The organism is Brevundimonas sp. FV1ps31S (genome assembly GCF_058681265.1).
This window is the reverse complement of record NZ_CM178735.1, coordinates 1279872-1296791: the sequence shown is the minus strand read 5'-3', so window position 1 is coordinate 1296791 and position 16920 is coordinate 1279872. Positions and strand designations below refer to the sequence as shown.

Below are 16920 nucleotides of genomic sequence, written 5' to 3'. Positions count from 1 at the left end.
TCGATGATCCTCTCCCGACTGGCGGCCGTCGCCGCCGGCTGTCTGCTCGCATCTGTGTCGGGCCAAGCCTGGTCAACGCCGCGCGCCATGACCGCCGCCGATCTGGTCGGGTTGGAGAAACTGTCTGATCCCAAGGTCTCGCCCGACGGACGCTTCATTCTCTACGCCGTCGGTCGTGTCGACTGGGCCGCCAACCTCGTGCAGGAGGACATCTGGCGTATCGGTCTCGACGGCTCCGCCCCGCGACGAATGATCGAAGGCCCGGCCTCGGGCGCAACCTGGTCCCCCGACGGGGAAAGCTTCGCCTTCATCGCCAAACGCGACGGCGACAGCGCCCGACAGATCTACCTGTCTCCGATCGACGGCGGCGAACCCAGGCGTCTGGGCAAGCTGCCCACCAGTCCATCGGACCTGCGCTGGTCGCCGGACGGCTCCGCGATCTACTTTCTGGCCAATGCTCCCGACCCCAGGCCGTTGGCCCGGCGCAAGCGCGAAAAGGACGACATGCTGGCCTTCGAGAGCCCGCAGTCGCGCGATCGTTTGTGGCGGATCACGGTCGCGGACGGCCGGGTCGCACCGGTGATCGAAGGCGAGTTCGAGGTCGCGGCCTACGACCTGTCGGCGGACACCGAAACCATCCTCTACCGCCGCGCCGTCTCCGACCTGCGGGATGACAGCCGCCAGGCCGAATTGTGGGTCAAGACCGGACAAGGCCCAGCCCGACGGCTGACCGACAACGATTTCGAGGAAAACACCCCGCGCCTGTCGCCTGACGGCGGCTCGGCCCTGTTTCTGGCCACAGCCGAGAACGGTCGTTACGGCACGGTCAATCCGAACCTGTTCGTCATCCCCTTGTCCGGCGGCGCGCCACGCGAGCTGGCTCACGGCCTGCCCTACGAGATCGAGGACGCGGTATGGTCGGGCGACGGCCGCGAGATCTACATCGCCGCCACCACGGGCGTGCGGCGTGAGCTGTTCGCCATCGATGTCGAGAGCGAGGCCGTGCGTGCGCTGGCCCGCGGCGATCACGCCGCCGGCGACATCAGCGTGACGCGCGACGGCAGGACCGTGGTGTATTTCAAGGCTTCGGCCGTCTCGCCGGGCGAAGTGTTCCGGCTCGACCCCGCCGCTCCGACGCCGGTGCAGGTGACCCACCTCAATGACGACATCGCGACCCGTTTCCGCCTGCCGAAACAGGAGGCGATCCAGTGGACCGCGCCCGACGGTCAGGCGCTGGAAGGGCTGGTGACCTATCCGCTGGATTACCAACCGGGTCATCGCTACCCGCTGATCATCCAGAACCACGGAGGTCCGCGCTCGTCGGATGTGTTCAACATCTTCGCCTACGGTCGTTTCACCCCGCTGCTGGCCGCCCGAGGCGCGATGACCCTGACCGTCAACTATCGGGGCGGCACAGGCTACGGCGACGCCTTCCTCCAGGGCATGAACGGCGGCTATTTCCGCTACGCCGACAAGGACGTGCTCTCGGGCGTCGATCATCTGATTGCGCTAGGCATGGTCGATCCCGATCGACTGGGTGTGATGGGGTGGAGCGCCGGCGGCCACATGACCAACCGTCTGATCACCGTCACCGACCGCTTCAAGGCCGCCGCTTCGGGCGCGGGCGCGGTCGACTGGGCCTCGATGTACCTGACCTCCGACACCCGTTGGCAGCGCAGCGAGTGGTTCGTGACCCCGCCTTACGGCTCGGATGCACGACGTGATCTGTATACGGAACACTCTCCCCTATCCCAGCTGGACAAGGTCAAAACCCCGACCCTGATCCTGGCCGGAGCCGAGGACGAGCGCGTGCCCTGGACCCAGTCGGTGATGCTGCACAGGGCGCTGAGGGCGCTGGGCGTAGAGACCGAACTCTATCTGGCGCCGCGCGAACCCCACAATTTCCGAGAACTGCGGCATCGCCTGTTCCAGGTGAATGTGCAGATGGACTGGTTCAGCAAGCGCGTGCTGGACCAGGACTACGTTTGGGCCGCTCCCCCGCACGCCGAGACCGAAGAGCAGGACAAGACAGGCGACTGAGCCGACGCGGACTGTATGCTCCTTGATCGGCCCGATGACGCCGCAGCTCAGCACCGGATCACTGTTCCGGCGTCCGACCTCACGACGGCCGAAACTGCGCGAATCTTCACGCTCTTCGGCAAGCACGTCTACGGCAGTGGACCAGGGCGTGGATGCCGTCACAATTCGCATGCCCCAGAACGACGATACGACGAACATCGAGAATCTTACAGCACACTCGAGCGCTGCGGTCGTCCCGTGACAGCCCTCATCGGGGGCATAGGAGGAACGAGGCCGACGACATTGCGAATAACGTATAGAGCGCCAAGCTCAGCATCGAAGATGGTCTGCGGATCGATACGGGCATCGCAACAGGCCACGATTGCCGTCGCGGACTGCTGCCAACTTCAAGCTAGCCTCCCAACAACTGCGCTTTCTTTGGCCAGACCGTATTTCGGGAACGATGATAGCCTTCAAGGAGGGACAAACTTGAAGTTCGGTGATCCCGTGCGCGGAACCGCACTTCACTCGCGATCAGAGCAGGATCAGGATCGCGTTGCCGAAATTGTGCAGCACGACGGGCAGCAGGAGGCTGCGGGTCCTCAGCGCCAGCCAGACGGCGATCAGCGACGGGAGGGCCGTCAGAGCGAAGGTCAGCGGTTCCAGTGAGAAACGCCCGTCGCTGAAACCGAACGCGTGCGCCAGACCGAAAAGAGCGCACGACATGAGCGCGCCGAGACCCCAGTCCACGCCGAGCAAGCGCACCCGGCCGGCGAAGGCCCGCCCCAGGGCGACGAGCAGGACCCCGCGATAGAAGAGTTCCTCCTCCAGGCCTGGCATCGTCAGCTGGAAAGCGAGCGTCTCACCGGAGGCCCGGTCGTTCGGGAACAGCACGGCCAGGCCGATGAACAAGGCGACATAGAGCCCGGCGACGGGCAAGGCGCTCTTCAGGGCGTCGGGCGCCTGAAGCAGGGTCAAACCGACCTCGCGTCGGCCGAAGCCGGGCGAGACAACGACCCCAAGGGAGGCGGCCAAGGCGAGGAGTTTACCCTGCCAGTTCCAGTCGCTGTCAGGCAGCACGCCGGGGAACAGGCCATAGCCGTTGGTGAGCATCGCGTCATTGAGCAGAACGAGCCCGGCCGCGACGAGAAGCCAGCGGAGCGACACTCGCCCTGGGAGAAGCAGCCCCAGGGCGACGCCCGCGCCGAGCATCAAGGCGATGACGCCCAGAATTCCAATAAAGCCGTCCACGCCGTGCTCCTTTGATCTGCGATGAAGCAAATCCTGCGATGACAGGCGACCTGTCGGCTTCTCGAAAGACGGCGAAACGCCTCTCAGAACACGGCGGGGCGATCTCCGGGGTCCGCTGCTCGGGCGAGCGCCGCCCGCCGCCAGACGCTGGGAGGCACGCCTTCGGCCGCCTGGAACACACGGTTGAACGACGGCAGAGAGGCGAACCCGCTGTCCATGGCGATCGCAATCACCTTGTCGTCCCGCCGTCCGGGATCGGCGAGCATGCGACGCGCCTCCACCAGCCGCTGGGCGTTGAGGAAGGTGCGGAAGTGGTCGTAGCCGAGCTGGTGGTTGATCAGCCGACGCACTGCGCGTTCGGACGCCCCCATCCTCTGGACGAAGGTCGCCAGATCGAGACCCGGATCCAGGTGGACTTTCTCGACCTCGACCAATTGGCGCAGCCGTGCGCCGAGACCGTCCAGGTCGGATGGCGCCGGCGACAACTCCGGTATGGCCGATCCGCCGGGCCGCCCTCCCGGCGCCGCCATAAGGCTGAGAAGCCAAGCCGCGAAGCTCAGACAGGCCAGGTTCTGGGCGATGGCGTAGGCCTGCGCGCTCCAGTCCAGCCCCAGCGCCACATCGACGATCAGGTCGACGACCAGAAGGCCCGCAAGCCACGCCGCCACCACTAGACGCGCCCGCCGCCGACGATCAAGCAGGTCGCCGTTTCGGTCCTGGTAAAGCCTCCACGCCAGATGGGCCATCATGGCGAAGCCGATGGCTATGAGCAGCCAGGACAGCCCATGCCCCGCCAGTCCGGCCCCGACCACGCCCCGATCAATGGCGGCGATTACAATCCACGCCAGGCCGAGCGCCAGCACGGCGCCGCGCGGCCTGAAGGTCCAGTCGAACAGGGACAGGCAGAACCACCAGAGGAAGACGGCGGTGAAGCCGGCGAGCAAAACCGCGATGCGCCCCGCAAGGCCGTCCAGTTGGAGCGCGTCCAACGTGGTGTTCCCGGCAAGGTAACCGCAGAGGCAGATCGCGAAGGGCGCAAACCAGATATGATCAGCCCGCCGCCCTCGCCGCCAGAGCGTGACTGCGGCCACGATCAGCAGAGTGGCCCCGGCGACGCGGACGATGACGTCGAACTGCTGCAAGCCCCCTCCTCGCCTGATGGAGATCAGCGCGCGCTTTACGCCCAGGCTCCGAGATCACCAAGTGGCAATGGCAAGCTATCCATTGCTGCAACCCTGCGCCAGGAGCGGACATAACCTTCGGTCCTGAAATGCGACGTTCGCGCCTTCTGAACACCCGGCGGGCGACCAGCTTCGTAGTCGAAACCCGCGCAAAAAAGGGCGTTTGTCACCGCCCGACCTTAACCCACTCGTGAGTGACTGTTGACTTCACATAGCGACCGTGTCCCCCTCGCCGGGGTTTGACGTTTGGGAGCTGGCCCGGCGGATGCACGGCGATTGACGGGAGGAGGCTCGCGGTGGAGCCCCCATGCGCCGGCTCCCCCTCCGGTAAGGGCGGCTCGTCGGTCGTTGGAAATTCGCTGCTGAAGGCGCGGGCTCGGGAGAACGAACGATGATGACGGAACTCCAGGGGTCAGGCCGGCGGAGAAGCCTGCAATGACCCCATCCCGTCGCGGTCTGTTCCTCGGCGTCGCCGGCGGCGGCCTGGCCGTCGGGGCGCCGGTCGCCAGACTTTCCCTCGACGACGCCTGGCACCAGACGGTTGTCGAGAGATACGTCGGCCTTGGCGACAAGGCCTCGGGCGGCCCGGGCGACACGGGGGCCGGGGACTGGCTGGAGGCGGAACTGACGCGCGCCGGCTACCGATGCTCGCGCCAGTATTTCGAGGCCCCCTGGTTCGAGAGCGAGCAGGCGACTCTTTCCATCGAGGGGCTTACGGCGACCGTTGTTCCCCAGGCCGTCGTGACGCCGACGGCCGTTGGCGGCGTGAACGCGCCGCTCAGGCTGGCTCTGGGCGAGGGCCAGCTCGACGGCGCCATCGCCCTAGTCGTCCTGCCGTCCCGCCGGTGGTCGAGCGCGCTGGATCCATACATCACCTCGGCCCTGACCAGGGTCTGGGCGCGGGGCGCGGCGGCGGCCGTTCTGGTGACGACGGGACCGACCGGTGACGCCCTGGCGCTCAACGCGCCGGCGCATCGTGACCCGAAGGCGGGCCCGACCGCGGTCCTGGCGCCCGCGGACGCGCCGGTCTTCCTCGACGCAGCCGCAGAGGGGCGGAGCGGGCGGCTGGTCATGACGGGACAAGGCGGTCACCGGCCCGCGTTCAACCTGATCGCCCGTCTGTCTCGAAACGCCCGGCGCAGCGTGGTTCTGTCGACCCCGCGATCCGGGTGGTTCGGCTGTGCGGGCGAGCGGGGATCGGGAATCGCCGTCTGGCTGGCGGCCGCCCTCTGGCTGGCGGACCGGCGGGACGATATCGACATCGAACTGGTGGCGATCAGCGGCCATGAATACGAGAATCTCGGCGGCGAGCGGTATCTTCATGAACAGGCCCCGCCGCCGGAACGGACCCGTCTCTGGGTTCATATCGGCGCCAATCTGGCCGCCCGCGACTGGCACGAAACCCACCCCATGCGACCGCTTCCGGGCCCGGATTCCCAGCGCTATCTGCTGGCCAGTCCCGACCTGCGGGACGCCTTCGGCCGCGCCTTCGCCGGCCAGCCGGGGCTGGAGGCGGTCTATCCGGCCACGGTCGAGAATTCGGCCGGCGAACTGACCAATATCCTGCGGGCGGGATATCCGTCCGCCGCGGGCTTCTTCGGCGCCCACCGCTTCCACCACAGCCGGAACGACGACATGCGGTGCGTGTCCGGGAACCTGGTCCGTCCCGTGTCGGACGCGCTTCGCGCCGCGCTCGCCGAGGTTCTGGGCTCGAGAGCGACGGTATGACGACGCAGCCGATTCCGCCCCTCCCCTACGTCAGGGGCTACCGATCGATGGTCCTGGGGCTTCTGCTGGGGGCCTACACCGTCAACTTCATCGACCGGACGATCCTGTCGATCCTGGGCCCGGCGATCCGCGCCGATCTCGGTTTGACCTCGACGCAGATCGGCCTTCTGGGCGGGCTCTATTTCGCCCTCCTCTACACCCTGCTGGGCATCCCCATCGCCCGGCTGGCCGAACGGTTCAGCCGGGTCAACATCCTGGCCCTGTCCCTGGTGATCTGGTCCGGCTTCACCGCCCTGTGCGGTCTGGCGGGCAATTTCGCCATGCTGGCCCTGTGCCGCTTCGGCGTCGGGGTGGGCGAGGCCGGGTGCTCGCCGCCCGCCCACAGTCTGATCAGCGACTATTTCGAACCCCGAAAGCGCGCCTCCGCCATGGCCGTCTACGGTCTCGGCGTGCCGCTGGGCGTCATGTTCGGCGCCGCGGCCGGCGGCTGGCTGGCCCAGACCCTGGGCTGGCGCTGGGCCTTCGTCGTGGTCGGCGTGCCCGGCGTCGTCCTGGCCGTGGCGTTCAAGCTGCTGGTCAAGGAGCCGGAGCGCGGTCGCGCCGACGCCGAGGCCCGCCGCGCGGCCGGCCTGCCGGCCCCGCCGGCGGCGTCGCCCCCGCCGGTCTCCCTCGGCCACGAACTGCGAGAAATCGGGTCGGTGGTCCGGTCCCTGTTCGGCAAATGGCCGGTGCTCCACATGGTCCTCGGCATCACCCTGGTCTCGTTCGGCCTGTACGGGTCAGGTCAGTTCGCGCCTCAGTATTTCGTGGCGGCCTTCCCCATCGACCTGACCACCGTCGGCCTGATTGTCGGGGTGGCCGGCGGCGTCGGCGCCGGGATCGGCACCCTGGGCGGCGGCTTCCTGGCCGATCGCCTCGCCCGCCTCAGCCCAGCCTGGTACGCGCTGACGCCCGCCATCGGCCTGGCGATCTGCACGCCCTTGTACATCCTCGCCTATACGCGGACGTCGTGGGAGACTGCGGCCCTGGTCCTGCTGATCCCCGGCCTGTTCCACTACGCCTACCTCGGGCCCACCTTCGGCGTCATACAGAACTCGGTGGACATACGCCGCCGGGCCACCGCCACGGCGGTCCTGCTCCTGTTCCTGAACCTGATCGCCTTGGCCGGCGGTCCGCCCTTCACCGGCTGGGTGATCGACCAACTGGCGGGCGTGCGTTTCGCGGGAGCAGACGCCGGCGATGTCTGGACGCTCGTGTCAGCCTGGTTCGCCGGCGGAGCCGGAGACGCCGCGACCTTCTCCGCCGCCTGCCCGGGCGGCGTGGCCCCGCCCGGCGCCCCCTCCGGGGTTGTCCAGGCCTGCCGTACCGCGCTCGCGGACGGCACACGCGGCGGACTGATCGTCACCTTCCTTTTCTATCTCTGGGCGTCGACGCACTATTTCCTCGCCGCCATCGGAATGGCCCGACATCTGCGCGAGCGCGGCGCCTGACCGCGGCCGGCGAGGTCAAAGCAACGTGAGGCCCCGGTCCGTCGCGCACTGCTTGATGAGCTCGATGATCTGCAGGATCACCGGAAAATGCGCCGCTTCCTGGGTGACCGCGACGGAGCAGGCAGACCGGTAACGCCGCGGAAGCGGCAGGATGACGAACTCCCCGCTGGCGATTTCGTCCATGAAGATGAAGGGGGAGGCCAAGCCGACGAAGTCCCGTTCGACGATCAGCGCCCGGGCGCTGTCCATATCCGACGTCCGCACGGTGGTGAAAATCTGCTCGGCCTCAGGCGGCAGTCCCTCGGAGAAGAACGGGGCGTAGGTTTTGTAGCGGACAGTCGAGACGTGAGGATGGGCGAGGCATTCCGTCCAGGTCAGCGCCTCCCGCCCGTCGAGCGGATGTCCAGCGCGCACGATCGATGCGCCGGGTTCCTCGAACAGCGGAACGATCTGCATGCCCGGGGACTCCAGGAACGGGCTGAAGTGGCCGACAATGAGGTCGAACTGGCCCTCCGACAGGCGATCATGGAGTTCGTCGGAGGCCCGGACGTCGAGGTCCAGGTGCAACTGGGGGAAGCGCCTCAGGATCTCGGTGATGAGTTGCGGCAGCATGAGGACCTTGGCGCCGGGACCAACCCCCATGCGCACCCGGCCCGCCTCGCCGCCGGCCAGCAGCGATATCTCCCGGTCGAGCCGGTCGGTCCAGCGCAGGATTTCACGGGCGCGGTCGGCGACATGCAGGGCGAAGATCGTCGGCGTCGCCGAGTCGCCCCGGCCTCGCTGGAACAGGACCTGGCCCAACTGGTCCTCCAGCCGTGCGAGCGTCTTGCTCAGGGTCGGCTGGGACACCCGGAGTTCGCGGGCGGCCTTGCCTATGCTGCCGCACTCGCAGATGGCCAGGACAAGACGAAGCCGGTGGATATCCATGTCGGTCCCCCGCGCCAGACATAACTCACGTCTATGACTCTCCGGAAGACATATCTGTTTTCAGGCCGGAAGGCTTGCATCCATCCTTCCCGACAATGAGCGGCGTCTGAACCGCTTGAGGACAGGGGGAACGCCATGATCATGGCCCGACGTTACAGGATTGCCGGCTCGGCATCCGCCATCGCACTGGCCTGGGGCGCTTCGGCCGCCGCCCAGGAGGCGACGCCGCAGCCGGCGGCTCTGGACGATGTCATCGTCACCGCCCAGAAGCGGGCTCAGGACATCCAGGACGTCCCGATCTCCATTGTCGCCATCAGCGGCGAGACGCTTGACGACACGAACATCGAGCGGGTCTCCGACCTGAAGATTCTCGCCCCGGGCCTGGAGGTCACGCGCGGCACCCAGATCGCCAATCAGCGCATCCAGATCCGGGGGGTCGGCAGCGCCGGGAACAGCGGGATCGAGCCGAGCGTCGGCCTGTTTCTGGACGGCGTCTATATCGCGCGGCCGGCCGCCCTGTTGGGCAATCTCGTGGACATCGACAGCGTCGAGGTGCTCCGCGGGCCGCAAGGCACGCTCTTCGGCCGCAACACCACCATGGGCGTGATCAGCATCAACACCGAGGCGCCGGGGTACGAACCGTCGCTGGACGCCGCGGTCTCCTATGGGAGCTGGGATACGGCGGGCTACCGCGCGATCGGCAATCTGCCCCTGGGCGACACCCTCGCGGCGCGGCTGGCCGTGGCGGGCTCGCGCACCGATGGGCCGGTCTACAATGAACGGATGGACGATACGGTCGGCCAGCGCACGGACTTCCTGGCGCGCGCCAGCCTGAGATGGGACATCAACGACCGGCTCCGCTGGATTGGACGGCTGGACCACCAGAACATCCGGGGCGACGGCGCCCCCCATTCAGAGCTGATGCCGTCCACCCTCACGCCGACGTCAATCGCCAATTTCCGGGCCCGACTGGACCGCGACGGCGCGGGACCCGAGGTGGCCGACCTGCCTGATTTCTCGGACCCCTTCGACGAGCGCGTCAATCACTTCCACAACGGCTGGCTGAAGGACATGCAGGTCGGGGCGACCAGCGATCTGGTCTGGGATTTCGCTGATCGCTGGAGCCTGCGCTACATCGCCGGCTACCGGGACTGGACCAACGAACAGGCCGAAGGCGACGTCTTTCTGACGCCGTATGACCTGGCCACCCGCGTCGCCCGCTTCACGAGCGAGAGCGTGTCCCACGAAGTCCAGCTAATCTCCCCGGAGCGGGAGTTGATGGGCGGTCGTCTGGACTTCGTGCTCGGCCTCTACAGTTTCGAGGAAGACTACACGACCTACGACCGGACCGATCTGGGCTTCGACTATTGCGACCGGTTCATTCGCAACGCCCTGCCGGCGCGCCTCGCGGGTTGTCTCGCCGGCCCGCTTCTCGACGCGGGCTACAACGGGCTGATCCAGGACGCGAGCAGCTTCGCTGCGTTCGGGGAGAGCGTGGTGCATCTTACGGACACCTGGGACGTGACCCTGGGCGCCCGTTACACCAGCGAGGAAAAGAGCGGCTCCATCTACCAGGTGCGCAACAACACCGCCGACCTACTCAGGGGCCCCGAAAACACCGAACTCGCCTACGAAGACGACCAGCTCACCTATCGGCTGATCTCCACCTGGACTCCCCAGCCGGATCTCATGTTCTACGCGTCCTACGCGACGGGCTACAAGGCCGGAGGGTTCGAGAGCGCCGCCTCGACCACGCCGCTCGGGCAGAACCGGATCTTCGACCCGGAAACCAATGAAAACTGGGAGGTCGGCGCCCGCTCCTCCTGGCTGGACGGCGGGCTGATCTTCAACGGCGCCCTGTACCGAACCGACATCGAGGACTTTCAGGTCCGCTCGTGGGACGGCCTTCGGTTCCTGACCCGCAACGCCGCCCAATTGCGCCAGCAGGGCGCCGAGGCTGAGGCCCGGTGGAGGGTCGAGGAGCGGCTCTCGACCTCGGTCGGCGCGGCATATCTCGACTCTGAATACCTGTCCTATCCCGACGCCCCGAACTTGCCGGGATTTGGGGGGACCCAGGATCTGACAGGCGGCCGCGCGCCTTGGACGCCGAAGTGGCAAGGAAGCTGGACGGTCGAGTTTGAGGACGTCTTGCCGGGCGGTTGGGAATGGTCGGTCCGAAGCGACCTGTATTTCGTCACGGACCAGAACGTCGGGGGCGACGGCGACAACCCGGACGCGGTCCAGCCCGGCTATTCGCTTCTGAACCTCAGATTTGCGCTGACGGACCCGAGCGCGCGCTGGCAGATGTCGCTCTACGGCCAGAACCTGGCCGACGAGGACTATTGCACCAGCATATTCGTCCAGGCCTATGACGGCCCGTTCGGCCTTCGCAACGCCACGACCGGCTCGACCGCATTGCGATGCACGGTCGGCGCGCCACGGTTCATCGGAGCCGAACTCAGGGCGAGCTTCTAGAACCGCCGGGATCGTCCTCACGTCTTGCCAAAGTTAAGGCCGATGCAAGCCCGGCGGCGGGAGTCAGACCCGCGCTCCTCCCGGCGGCGGGGTACCGCGCCACACGCAGGACGGCCCTGCAGAATCGGGCGGAGCCGTCCATTCGGCAGGCGCCTCCGCCGGACGGCGCGAACACACAAAGAAAAGACTGTCCGGGCATCCCGTATCCCTGCCCTTCCGGCGGCCCCCTCAGCCTCTCAGACCTTCAGCGCCATCAGAAGTTCCCTGGCGAGAGGGCCGGCCGACGCCGGATTTTGTCCGGTGATCAGGCGGCCGTCGACCACCACATGGGGCTGCCAGGTGTCGGCGGAGGAATAGTCGGCGCCCTCGGCGATGAGGGCTTCCTCAAGCTCGTAGGGCACGTCGTCGCGGGCATAATCGAGCTCTTCCTTCACGGAGAAGCCCGTGAGCTTCTTGCCTTTGACGAAGGGGATCCCGTCGCCCAGGTCGACGCCCAGCAGCGAGCACGGCCCATGGCATACGGCAGTGACGATCTTGCCGGTGCTCCAGGCCCGCACGACGGCGTGCTGAACCTCCGCATTGCGGGCGATATCGACCATAGGCCCGAGCCCGCCGGGCATCAGGATGGCGTCATAGTCAGCCGCATCGACCTCGGACAGCTTGCGGCTGCGGTTCAGCCGGCGGAAGGCCCTGCTCTCCAGAAACCCTTTCTGGGCCGGATCGCTTTCGTCATAGGCGTCATACGGCGTCCATCCACCTGCGGGCGACGCGAACTCCACCGCCACCCCGGCGCCGTCGAGAACGTCGAACGGATGGGCCACCTCGGCGAAGAAGAAGCCGGTTCGGCGGTTCTTGGGACCGATCACCGCAGCATTGGTGACGATGAATAGGACGTGTTTGGTCATTTCGGTCTCCTTGGTCGAATGGGTCAAATCTCGATCCCGGGCGGTCCGGGGGCGGCCGGGACCTTCGAACATCCGGCCACGACACCTCTGGCCAGTGCCCGCCACCGTTTGGCGAGGCGTCGTCGTGCGCCGGGGTGGTCGTGGTCTCTGCGGCGCCGCAGGCCACCGCGCGAGGTTCAGCCGCCGCGCGCGGCCGGACAAGCGGCGTAACGGCACGAGCCTTATGCAGAATTTCGGAGCAGGGCGCGGGCGCCGCCCCCCGGGATCGCCGCTCCGCCCTGATAGTCGGTGCCCCTGTCAAGGCCCATGAATGGGCGAGGGATTGGCGATATACGGCCTACCGGACGACGGTCTTCTCCAATAGCAAGGAGAAGGTCGTGGAGGATGACATCCTGAACGCCAACTCTGGTTTAACATAGTCGATGCGCTGGAGACGGCGGGCGGCGGGCTGTTCAACTCACCGAACGTCGTCGAAGACCGCAACCTCGTCACCGGCCAGAATCCATAGTCAGACCATCCGTTCGCGGCCCGGCTGGTCGCCGCTCTCGACCGCGCCGCAGCGCGAGGACGGTGAGAACCGGCAAGCCGCCGCTCCGCCCCAGAAAGGATCCCCGCATGCCAGACGCCGCTCAGCCGAAAATCGCCAAGACCGTCGCGGTCCTCGCCGCCCGGCCCGGCAAGATCGAAGATCTACGCCTTCTGCTGGACGACATGATCGCCCCCTCACGCGCCGAGCCCGGCAATCTGCGTTACGACCTGTGGGCCGACCCGACCGAGCCCGGCCGGTTTGTATTGGACGAGCTCTACGTCGACTCCGACGCCGTGGCGGCCCATCGGGCAAGCCCGCATTTCCAGACCTATCTGTCCCGCATCGCCGACCTCGCCGACCGCACCGCCTGGGTGTTGTCGCCGGTCTCGGTGGCCTGACTCGTACTACCGAGGAATATCCCATGTCGCTCAAATCCCTTTTACCTACCCGTCTCGGCTTCGGCGCCGCGCCGCTCGGAAACATGTTCCGCGCCATTCCGGAGGACGAGGCCCACGCCACCGTCGAGGCCGCCTGGACCGACGGCGTCCGCTATTACGATACCGCCCCCTTCTATGGCGCCGGGCTGGCCGAGATGCGCATGGGCGACGCCCTGGCCGGCAAGCCGCGCGACGCCTACGGCCTCTCCACCAAGGTCGGTCGCCTCGTGCTCGACGCGGTCGAGGACGTCTCGGCCCGCGATCTCGGAGAAAAGGGCGACGTCTTCAAATACGGTCGTCCGAACAAGATCGTGAACGACTACACCGCCGACGCCACCCTGCGCTCGATCGAGGACAGCCTGATCCGTCTCAAGACCGATCGCATCGACATCGCCTGGGTCCATGACATCGCCCAGGACTTCTATGGCGACGCCTGGCTGTCCAAGGTCGAGGAGGCTCGGACCGGCGCCTTTCGTGTGCTGGACCGACTACGCGACGAAGGGGTCATCAAGGCCTGGGGCCTGGGGGTGAACCGGGTCGAGGCGATCGAGACCGTCCTGGCTTTGGAGGAGCCGCGTCCCGACGGCTTTCTGCTGGCCGGCCGCTACACGCTTCTGGATCACAGCCGGGCCCTGCAACGCGTCATGCCGGACGTGGAGGCGCGCGGCCTCGGCATCGTCGTCGGCGGTCCCTACAGCTCCGGCGCCCTCGTGGGCGGGCCGAACTTCGAATACGCGCCGGCCACGCCGGCCATCCTCGACAAGGTCGCCCGGATCCGGACGCTGGCGGACCGGCACGGGATCACGATGAAGGCCGCCGGCCTGCATTTCGCCCTGGCCCATCCGGCCGTGGCCGCCGTCATCCCCGGTGCCAGCCGTCCCGGACGCATCGCCGAGGACCGCGCCGCCTATGAGGAGATCGTCCCCGCCGCCTTCTGGTCGGACCTGCGCGCCGCCGGTCTGGTTGACCCCACAGCGCCTCTTCCCGCCTGACGGTCCCAGGCGCATTCAACGCAACTGGCCTGTGCACGCCTCGCCCTTGGCCGGACGGCCCCGAAATGGGACCGTGGCGCGTCGTCCCCCGACGCCGGGAGCTCCCCCTGACGCCCTCTCCCGGTCCAGGCCCGGCCCCCACGCGTCGCGGGACCGGGCCGTCCTTTCGTGGAGCGTGACGGGCTCGACCGCGGCGACGACGATCCGCACAGATCAGCGTAGGGGTCCGGTCGCTCTGCCATCGTGAGGTGCGAACAGTCCTCCATCACCACCAGCTCGACCGGTCCGGCGACCCCGTCCCGGATCGTCTCGTGACAGTCGAGGGTGATCTCGTCGAGCGCCCCGGTGGTGATCGGGGCGTCCTGGGTGACGGCTGCGAGGTCCGCCCGGCGGCCCCGGTCGCGGATCACTCCGCCGATCTTGAACTCGCGCGGGCCGTTCATCGCCTGATAGGCGATTGAACGGGACAGGGAGTCGAACGCCGCAAGCACCTCGGGAGTCGGGGGGACCCGGAACCGGCGCCGCTCGTAGAACCGCTGCACAAGTGCGGCGTATTCTTCCGTGGCTGTCCGGTCGGCCGCCTCGAGGACGCGCAGCCTCGCCGCGAACCCATCGGGCATGGCCGAACGAGGCGACCCTCTCCGGTCGCCTCGAGCTCCTCGACGGATCCCCGCATCCAGGCCTAGTGCCAGGAGCAGCGCCGTCGATGCCGATACGGAACGGCCGCTCTCGCAGTCTCCATCGCTGCCCGGAAGCGGGATTTTACCGGAGCTTACTTGGCGTCGCGTCCGGTCGGCAGGAGGTTGGCCGTGTCGCGCCGGCCCGGCCGGCGTCGGTCCGCGTCTTTCAAGCTGGATGCCCTATGCCCGCCTCCCGCGCCCATGCCCTGGTCCACGGCGCCGTCATCGACAGGTCCGGTCAGCGGCCGGTCCCCGAGCCGGACACAGTCCCAGGCAAGAGATGAACATGACGATGTCCCCTACGACCCGGACCAGCGTTCTGCCCACCGGAGGCGGTCAGGCCCTGATGGACCCGGCCGACACCCTGATCCTGCTCCTCGACCACCAGTCGGGTCTGTTCCAGACCGTGAAGGATATTCCCGTCGCTGACCTGCGCCGCAACGTTGAGGCGATCGCCCGGTTCGCGACCTTGCTGAACCTGCCGATTATCACCACGGCCTCCGACCCGGGTGGAAGCAACGGCTCCCTGATGCCTGAAATCCATGCCCAGGCCCGACACGCTGTCCATGTCGCGCGCCACGGCGAGGTGAACGCCTGGGACAACGTCGATTTCGTCGACCATGTCCGCGCGACGGGCCGCAGGACCCTGGTCATGGCCGGGGTCTGGACCAGCGTCTGCGTCGCCTTTCCGGCCCTGGACGCCCGTGCCGCCGGCTATGAGGTCTATGCGGTGATGGACGCCTCGGGCGACCCGAGCGAGATGGTTTCGCGCACCACCCTGGCCCGTCTGGCCCAGGGCGGAGTCAAACCGACCACCACCAACGCGGTCCTGTCCGAACTGCACAGGACCTGGGATCGGCCCGAAGCCCTGGAACTGGCCAAGCTGTACGGGATGGCGGCGCCCAACTATGCGGCGGTGATCGAGAGCTACCACAGGGCCCGCGAGGGGATAACCGCGGCCGGCCCCGGCTGAGCACCGACCGCACCCACCCGAAGCCCCCCCCCTCTACCCCCGATCGGGCGCCTCCGCGAGCCGGAGCCGTCGAGGCGTTCAAGACCGCCCCCCCGCTTCGGATCCCGATGCCGTCGCCTGAATTTACTCCATTTTACTTCGGCGTCGCCGCGTTCATCGCCTAGATCAGGCCTGCCCAGACGGGCGCGTGAGCCGAAGCGAACAGGGAAACTCTGGTCATGACGAAGAAACACACGGCCCGATGCGCCTGCGGCGCCGTCGCGTTCGAGTTTGATACGGATCCGGACTTCATCGCCGTCTGCCATTGCCTCGACTGCAAGAAGGCGTCGGGCGGCGAGGCCGCCACCTGGTTCGGCGTGCCGGATACGGACTTCACGCTGACGCGTGGTCAGCCGACGGCCTACGGCTTCGTGGCCGACTCCGGCGGCAAACTCGACCGCAATTTCTGCCCGTCGTGCGGCGCCCGGCTCTACACCAGCAATCTGGACTCCTTCCCTGGCCTGGTCTTCGTTCAGCTGGGTAGCCTGGACGATCCCTCCGGCATCACGCCCAAGCTGGAGATGTACACCAAGCGACGGCTGCCCTGGGCGGCTCCCTTGGACACGCCCCAGTTCGAGGCCATGCCGAGCTGATCCGCTCGCCGGGCGATGGAAGCGGAACCGCCGGAGACTCCTCCCAATGCCCTCGCCCCGGGAAAGTCTTGCAAGCCGCGTCGCCGCCTTCCGGTCGCGACGATGACCGGCTGGTCTTCGATCTCCACCATGGCGAACATGATCCAGCTCGCCGTGACGCCCGTCTTCCTGCTGGCCGGCATCGGCTCCATGCTCGCCGTGGCCACCGGCCGTCTGGCCCGCGTCATCGACCGGGCCCGGGTGCTCGAGGACCTGACCGGTCAGGGCGCGCCCCTGACCGCGATCCAGCAGCGGGAGCTGGCCGTGATCCCGGCCCGGGTGCGGTTCAGTAACCGGGCCATTCTGCTTCTGGTCGCGTCGGCGCTCTGTGTCTGCATCGTGATCGCCCTGCTGTTCATCTTCAGCCTGACCCACCTGCCGATCAGTCTGCTGGTCGCCGGCATCTTCATCGCCGCCATGGTCCTGACCATGCTCGGCCTGCTCAATCTCCTGATCGAGATCCGGCTGGCCCTGGACCTCTTTTACGTCGACATCGGACACCTCGCACGCAAGGACGCTGTCGCGCCGACGACCGGGGCGGATTAGGGCCCATCGCCGAAGCGGCGTGTCAGGCCGGCCGGGCCCACGAGCGGATGATCCGCGCGCGACGGGCCAAGCGCGTCGTGCAGGTCGGCAGGCCGCCGCGTCCAAAGGGCGCTCGC

The 16920-nt window shown here is 67.5% G+C and carries 14 protein-coding genes; 9 read left to right on the top strand and 5 right to left on the bottom strand.

Translation table 11 applies throughout. From position 1 onward, the window contains the following. The first annotated feature begins 3 nt into the window (after positions 1-3). Positions 4-2040: an alpha/beta hydrolase family protein gene (locus ACVPT3_RS06055; RefSeq protein WP_492043265.1), complete on the top strand. Its 2037-nt coding sequence runs from the start codon at positions 4-6 to the stop codon at positions 2038-2040. Between the two features lie 206 nt (positions 2041-2246). Here the strand turns inward: ACVPT3_RS06055 and ACVPT3_RS06050 are convergent, their stop codons facing one another. The 3 genes from ACVPT3_RS06050 to ACVPT3_RS06040 all read right to left on the bottom strand — a co-directional run bounded on the left by ACVPT3_RS06050 (position 2247) and on the right by ACVPT3_RS06040 (position 4412). Next, on the bottom strand, positions 2247-2399 hold the full coding sequence (locus tag ACVPT3_RS06050; RefSeq protein ID WP_492043264.1) for a carbonic anhydrase: 153 nt from the start codon (positions 2397-2399) through the stop codon (positions 2247-2249). 154 nt (positions 2400-2553) lie between these two features. Further along, complete coding sequence (locus tag ACVPT3_RS06045; RefSeq protein ID WP_492043263.1) at positions 2554-3270, bottom strand: CPBP family intramembrane glutamic endopeptidase, BDIM_20840 family; 717 nt, start codon at positions 3268-3270, stop codon at positions 2554-2556. An 83-nt stretch (positions 3271-3353) separates the two neighbouring features. Beyond that, on the bottom strand, positions 3354-4412 hold the full coding sequence (locus ACVPT3_RS06040; protein WP_492043262.1) for an AraC family transcriptional regulator: 1059 nt from the start codon (positions 4410-4412) through the stop codon (positions 3354-3356). Positions 4413-4886: 474 nt separating this feature from the next. Between ACVPT3_RS06040 and ACVPT3_RS06035 the strand changes: the two genes are divergently transcribed. Both ACVPT3_RS06035 and ACVPT3_RS06030 read left to right on the top strand, forming a co-directional pair. Beyond that, positions 4887-6179 carry a hypothetical protein gene (locus ACVPT3_RS06035; protein ID WP_492043261.1) on the top strand — a complete coding sequence of 431 codons (1293 nt, stop codon included), beginning with the start codon at positions 4887-4889 and terminating at the stop codon, positions 6177-6179. Positions 6180-6226: 47 nt separating this feature from the next. Next, positions 6227-7669: a spinster family MFS transporter gene (locus ACVPT3_RS06030; RefSeq protein WP_492043260.1), complete on the top strand. Its 1443-nt coding sequence runs from the start codon at positions 6227-6229 to the stop codon at positions 7667-7669. Between the two features lie 15 nt (positions 7670-7684). On the opposite strand, the gene ACVPT3_RS06025 is transcribed toward ACVPT3_RS06030, so the two are convergent. Beyond that, a complete protein-coding gene (locus ACVPT3_RS06025) occupies positions 7685-8596 on the bottom strand; it encodes a LysR family transcriptional regulator (protein WP_492043259.1) in 912 nt (303 codons plus the stop codon). A gap of 135 nt (positions 8597-8731) precedes the next feature. Between ACVPT3_RS06025 and ACVPT3_RS06020 the strand changes: the two genes are divergently transcribed. Then, positions 8732-11071 (top strand): TonB-dependent receptor, encoded by a 2340-nt coding sequence (locus ACVPT3_RS06020; RefSeq protein WP_492043258.1) that lies wholly within the window; start codon positions 8732-8734, stop codon positions 11069-11071. Positions 11072-11307: 236 nt separating this feature from the next. Here the strand turns inward: ACVPT3_RS06020 and ACVPT3_RS06015 are convergent, their stop codons facing one another. Continuing rightward, entirely contained in the window at positions 11308-11976 is a 669-nt protein-coding gene (locus ACVPT3_RS06015) for a type 1 glutamine amidotransferase domain-containing protein (protein ID WP_492043257.1), read from the bottom strand. A 615-nt stretch (positions 11977-12591) separates the two neighbouring features. On the opposite strand from ACVPT3_RS06015, the gene ACVPT3_RS06010 reads away from it, so the two are divergent. The 5 genes from ACVPT3_RS06010 to ACVPT3_RS05990 all read left to right on the top strand — a co-directional run bounded on the left by ACVPT3_RS06010 (position 12592) and on the right by ACVPT3_RS05990 (position 16804). Further along, positions 12592-12903 carry a putative quinol monooxygenase gene (locus ACVPT3_RS06010; RefSeq protein WP_492043256.1) on the top strand — a complete coding sequence of 104 codons (312 nt, stop codon included), beginning with the start codon at positions 12592-12594 and terminating at the stop codon, positions 12901-12903. A 23-nt stretch (positions 12904-12926) separates the two neighbouring features. Beyond that, entirely contained in the window at positions 12927-13934 is a 1008-nt protein-coding gene (locus tag ACVPT3_RS06005) for an aldo/keto reductase (RefSeq protein ID WP_492043255.1), read from the top strand. 966 nt (positions 13935-14900) lie between these two features. Then, positions 14901-15587: an isochorismatase family protein gene (locus tag ACVPT3_RS06000; protein WP_492043254.1), complete on the top strand. Its 687-nt coding sequence runs from the start codon at positions 14901-14903 to the stop codon at positions 15585-15587. Positions 15588-15805: 218 nt separating this feature from the next. Then, positions 15806-16219: a GFA family protein gene (locus tag ACVPT3_RS05995; RefSeq protein ID WP_492043253.1), complete on the top strand. Its 414-nt coding sequence runs from the start codon at positions 15806-15808 to the stop codon at positions 16217-16219. A gap of 102 nt (positions 16220-16321) precedes the next feature. Next, on the top strand, positions 16322-16804 hold the full coding sequence (locus ACVPT3_RS05990; RefSeq protein ID WP_492043252.1) for a DUF2721 domain-containing protein: 483 nt from the start codon (positions 16322-16324) through the stop codon (positions 16802-16804). Positions 16805-16920: the final 116 nt, after the last annotated feature.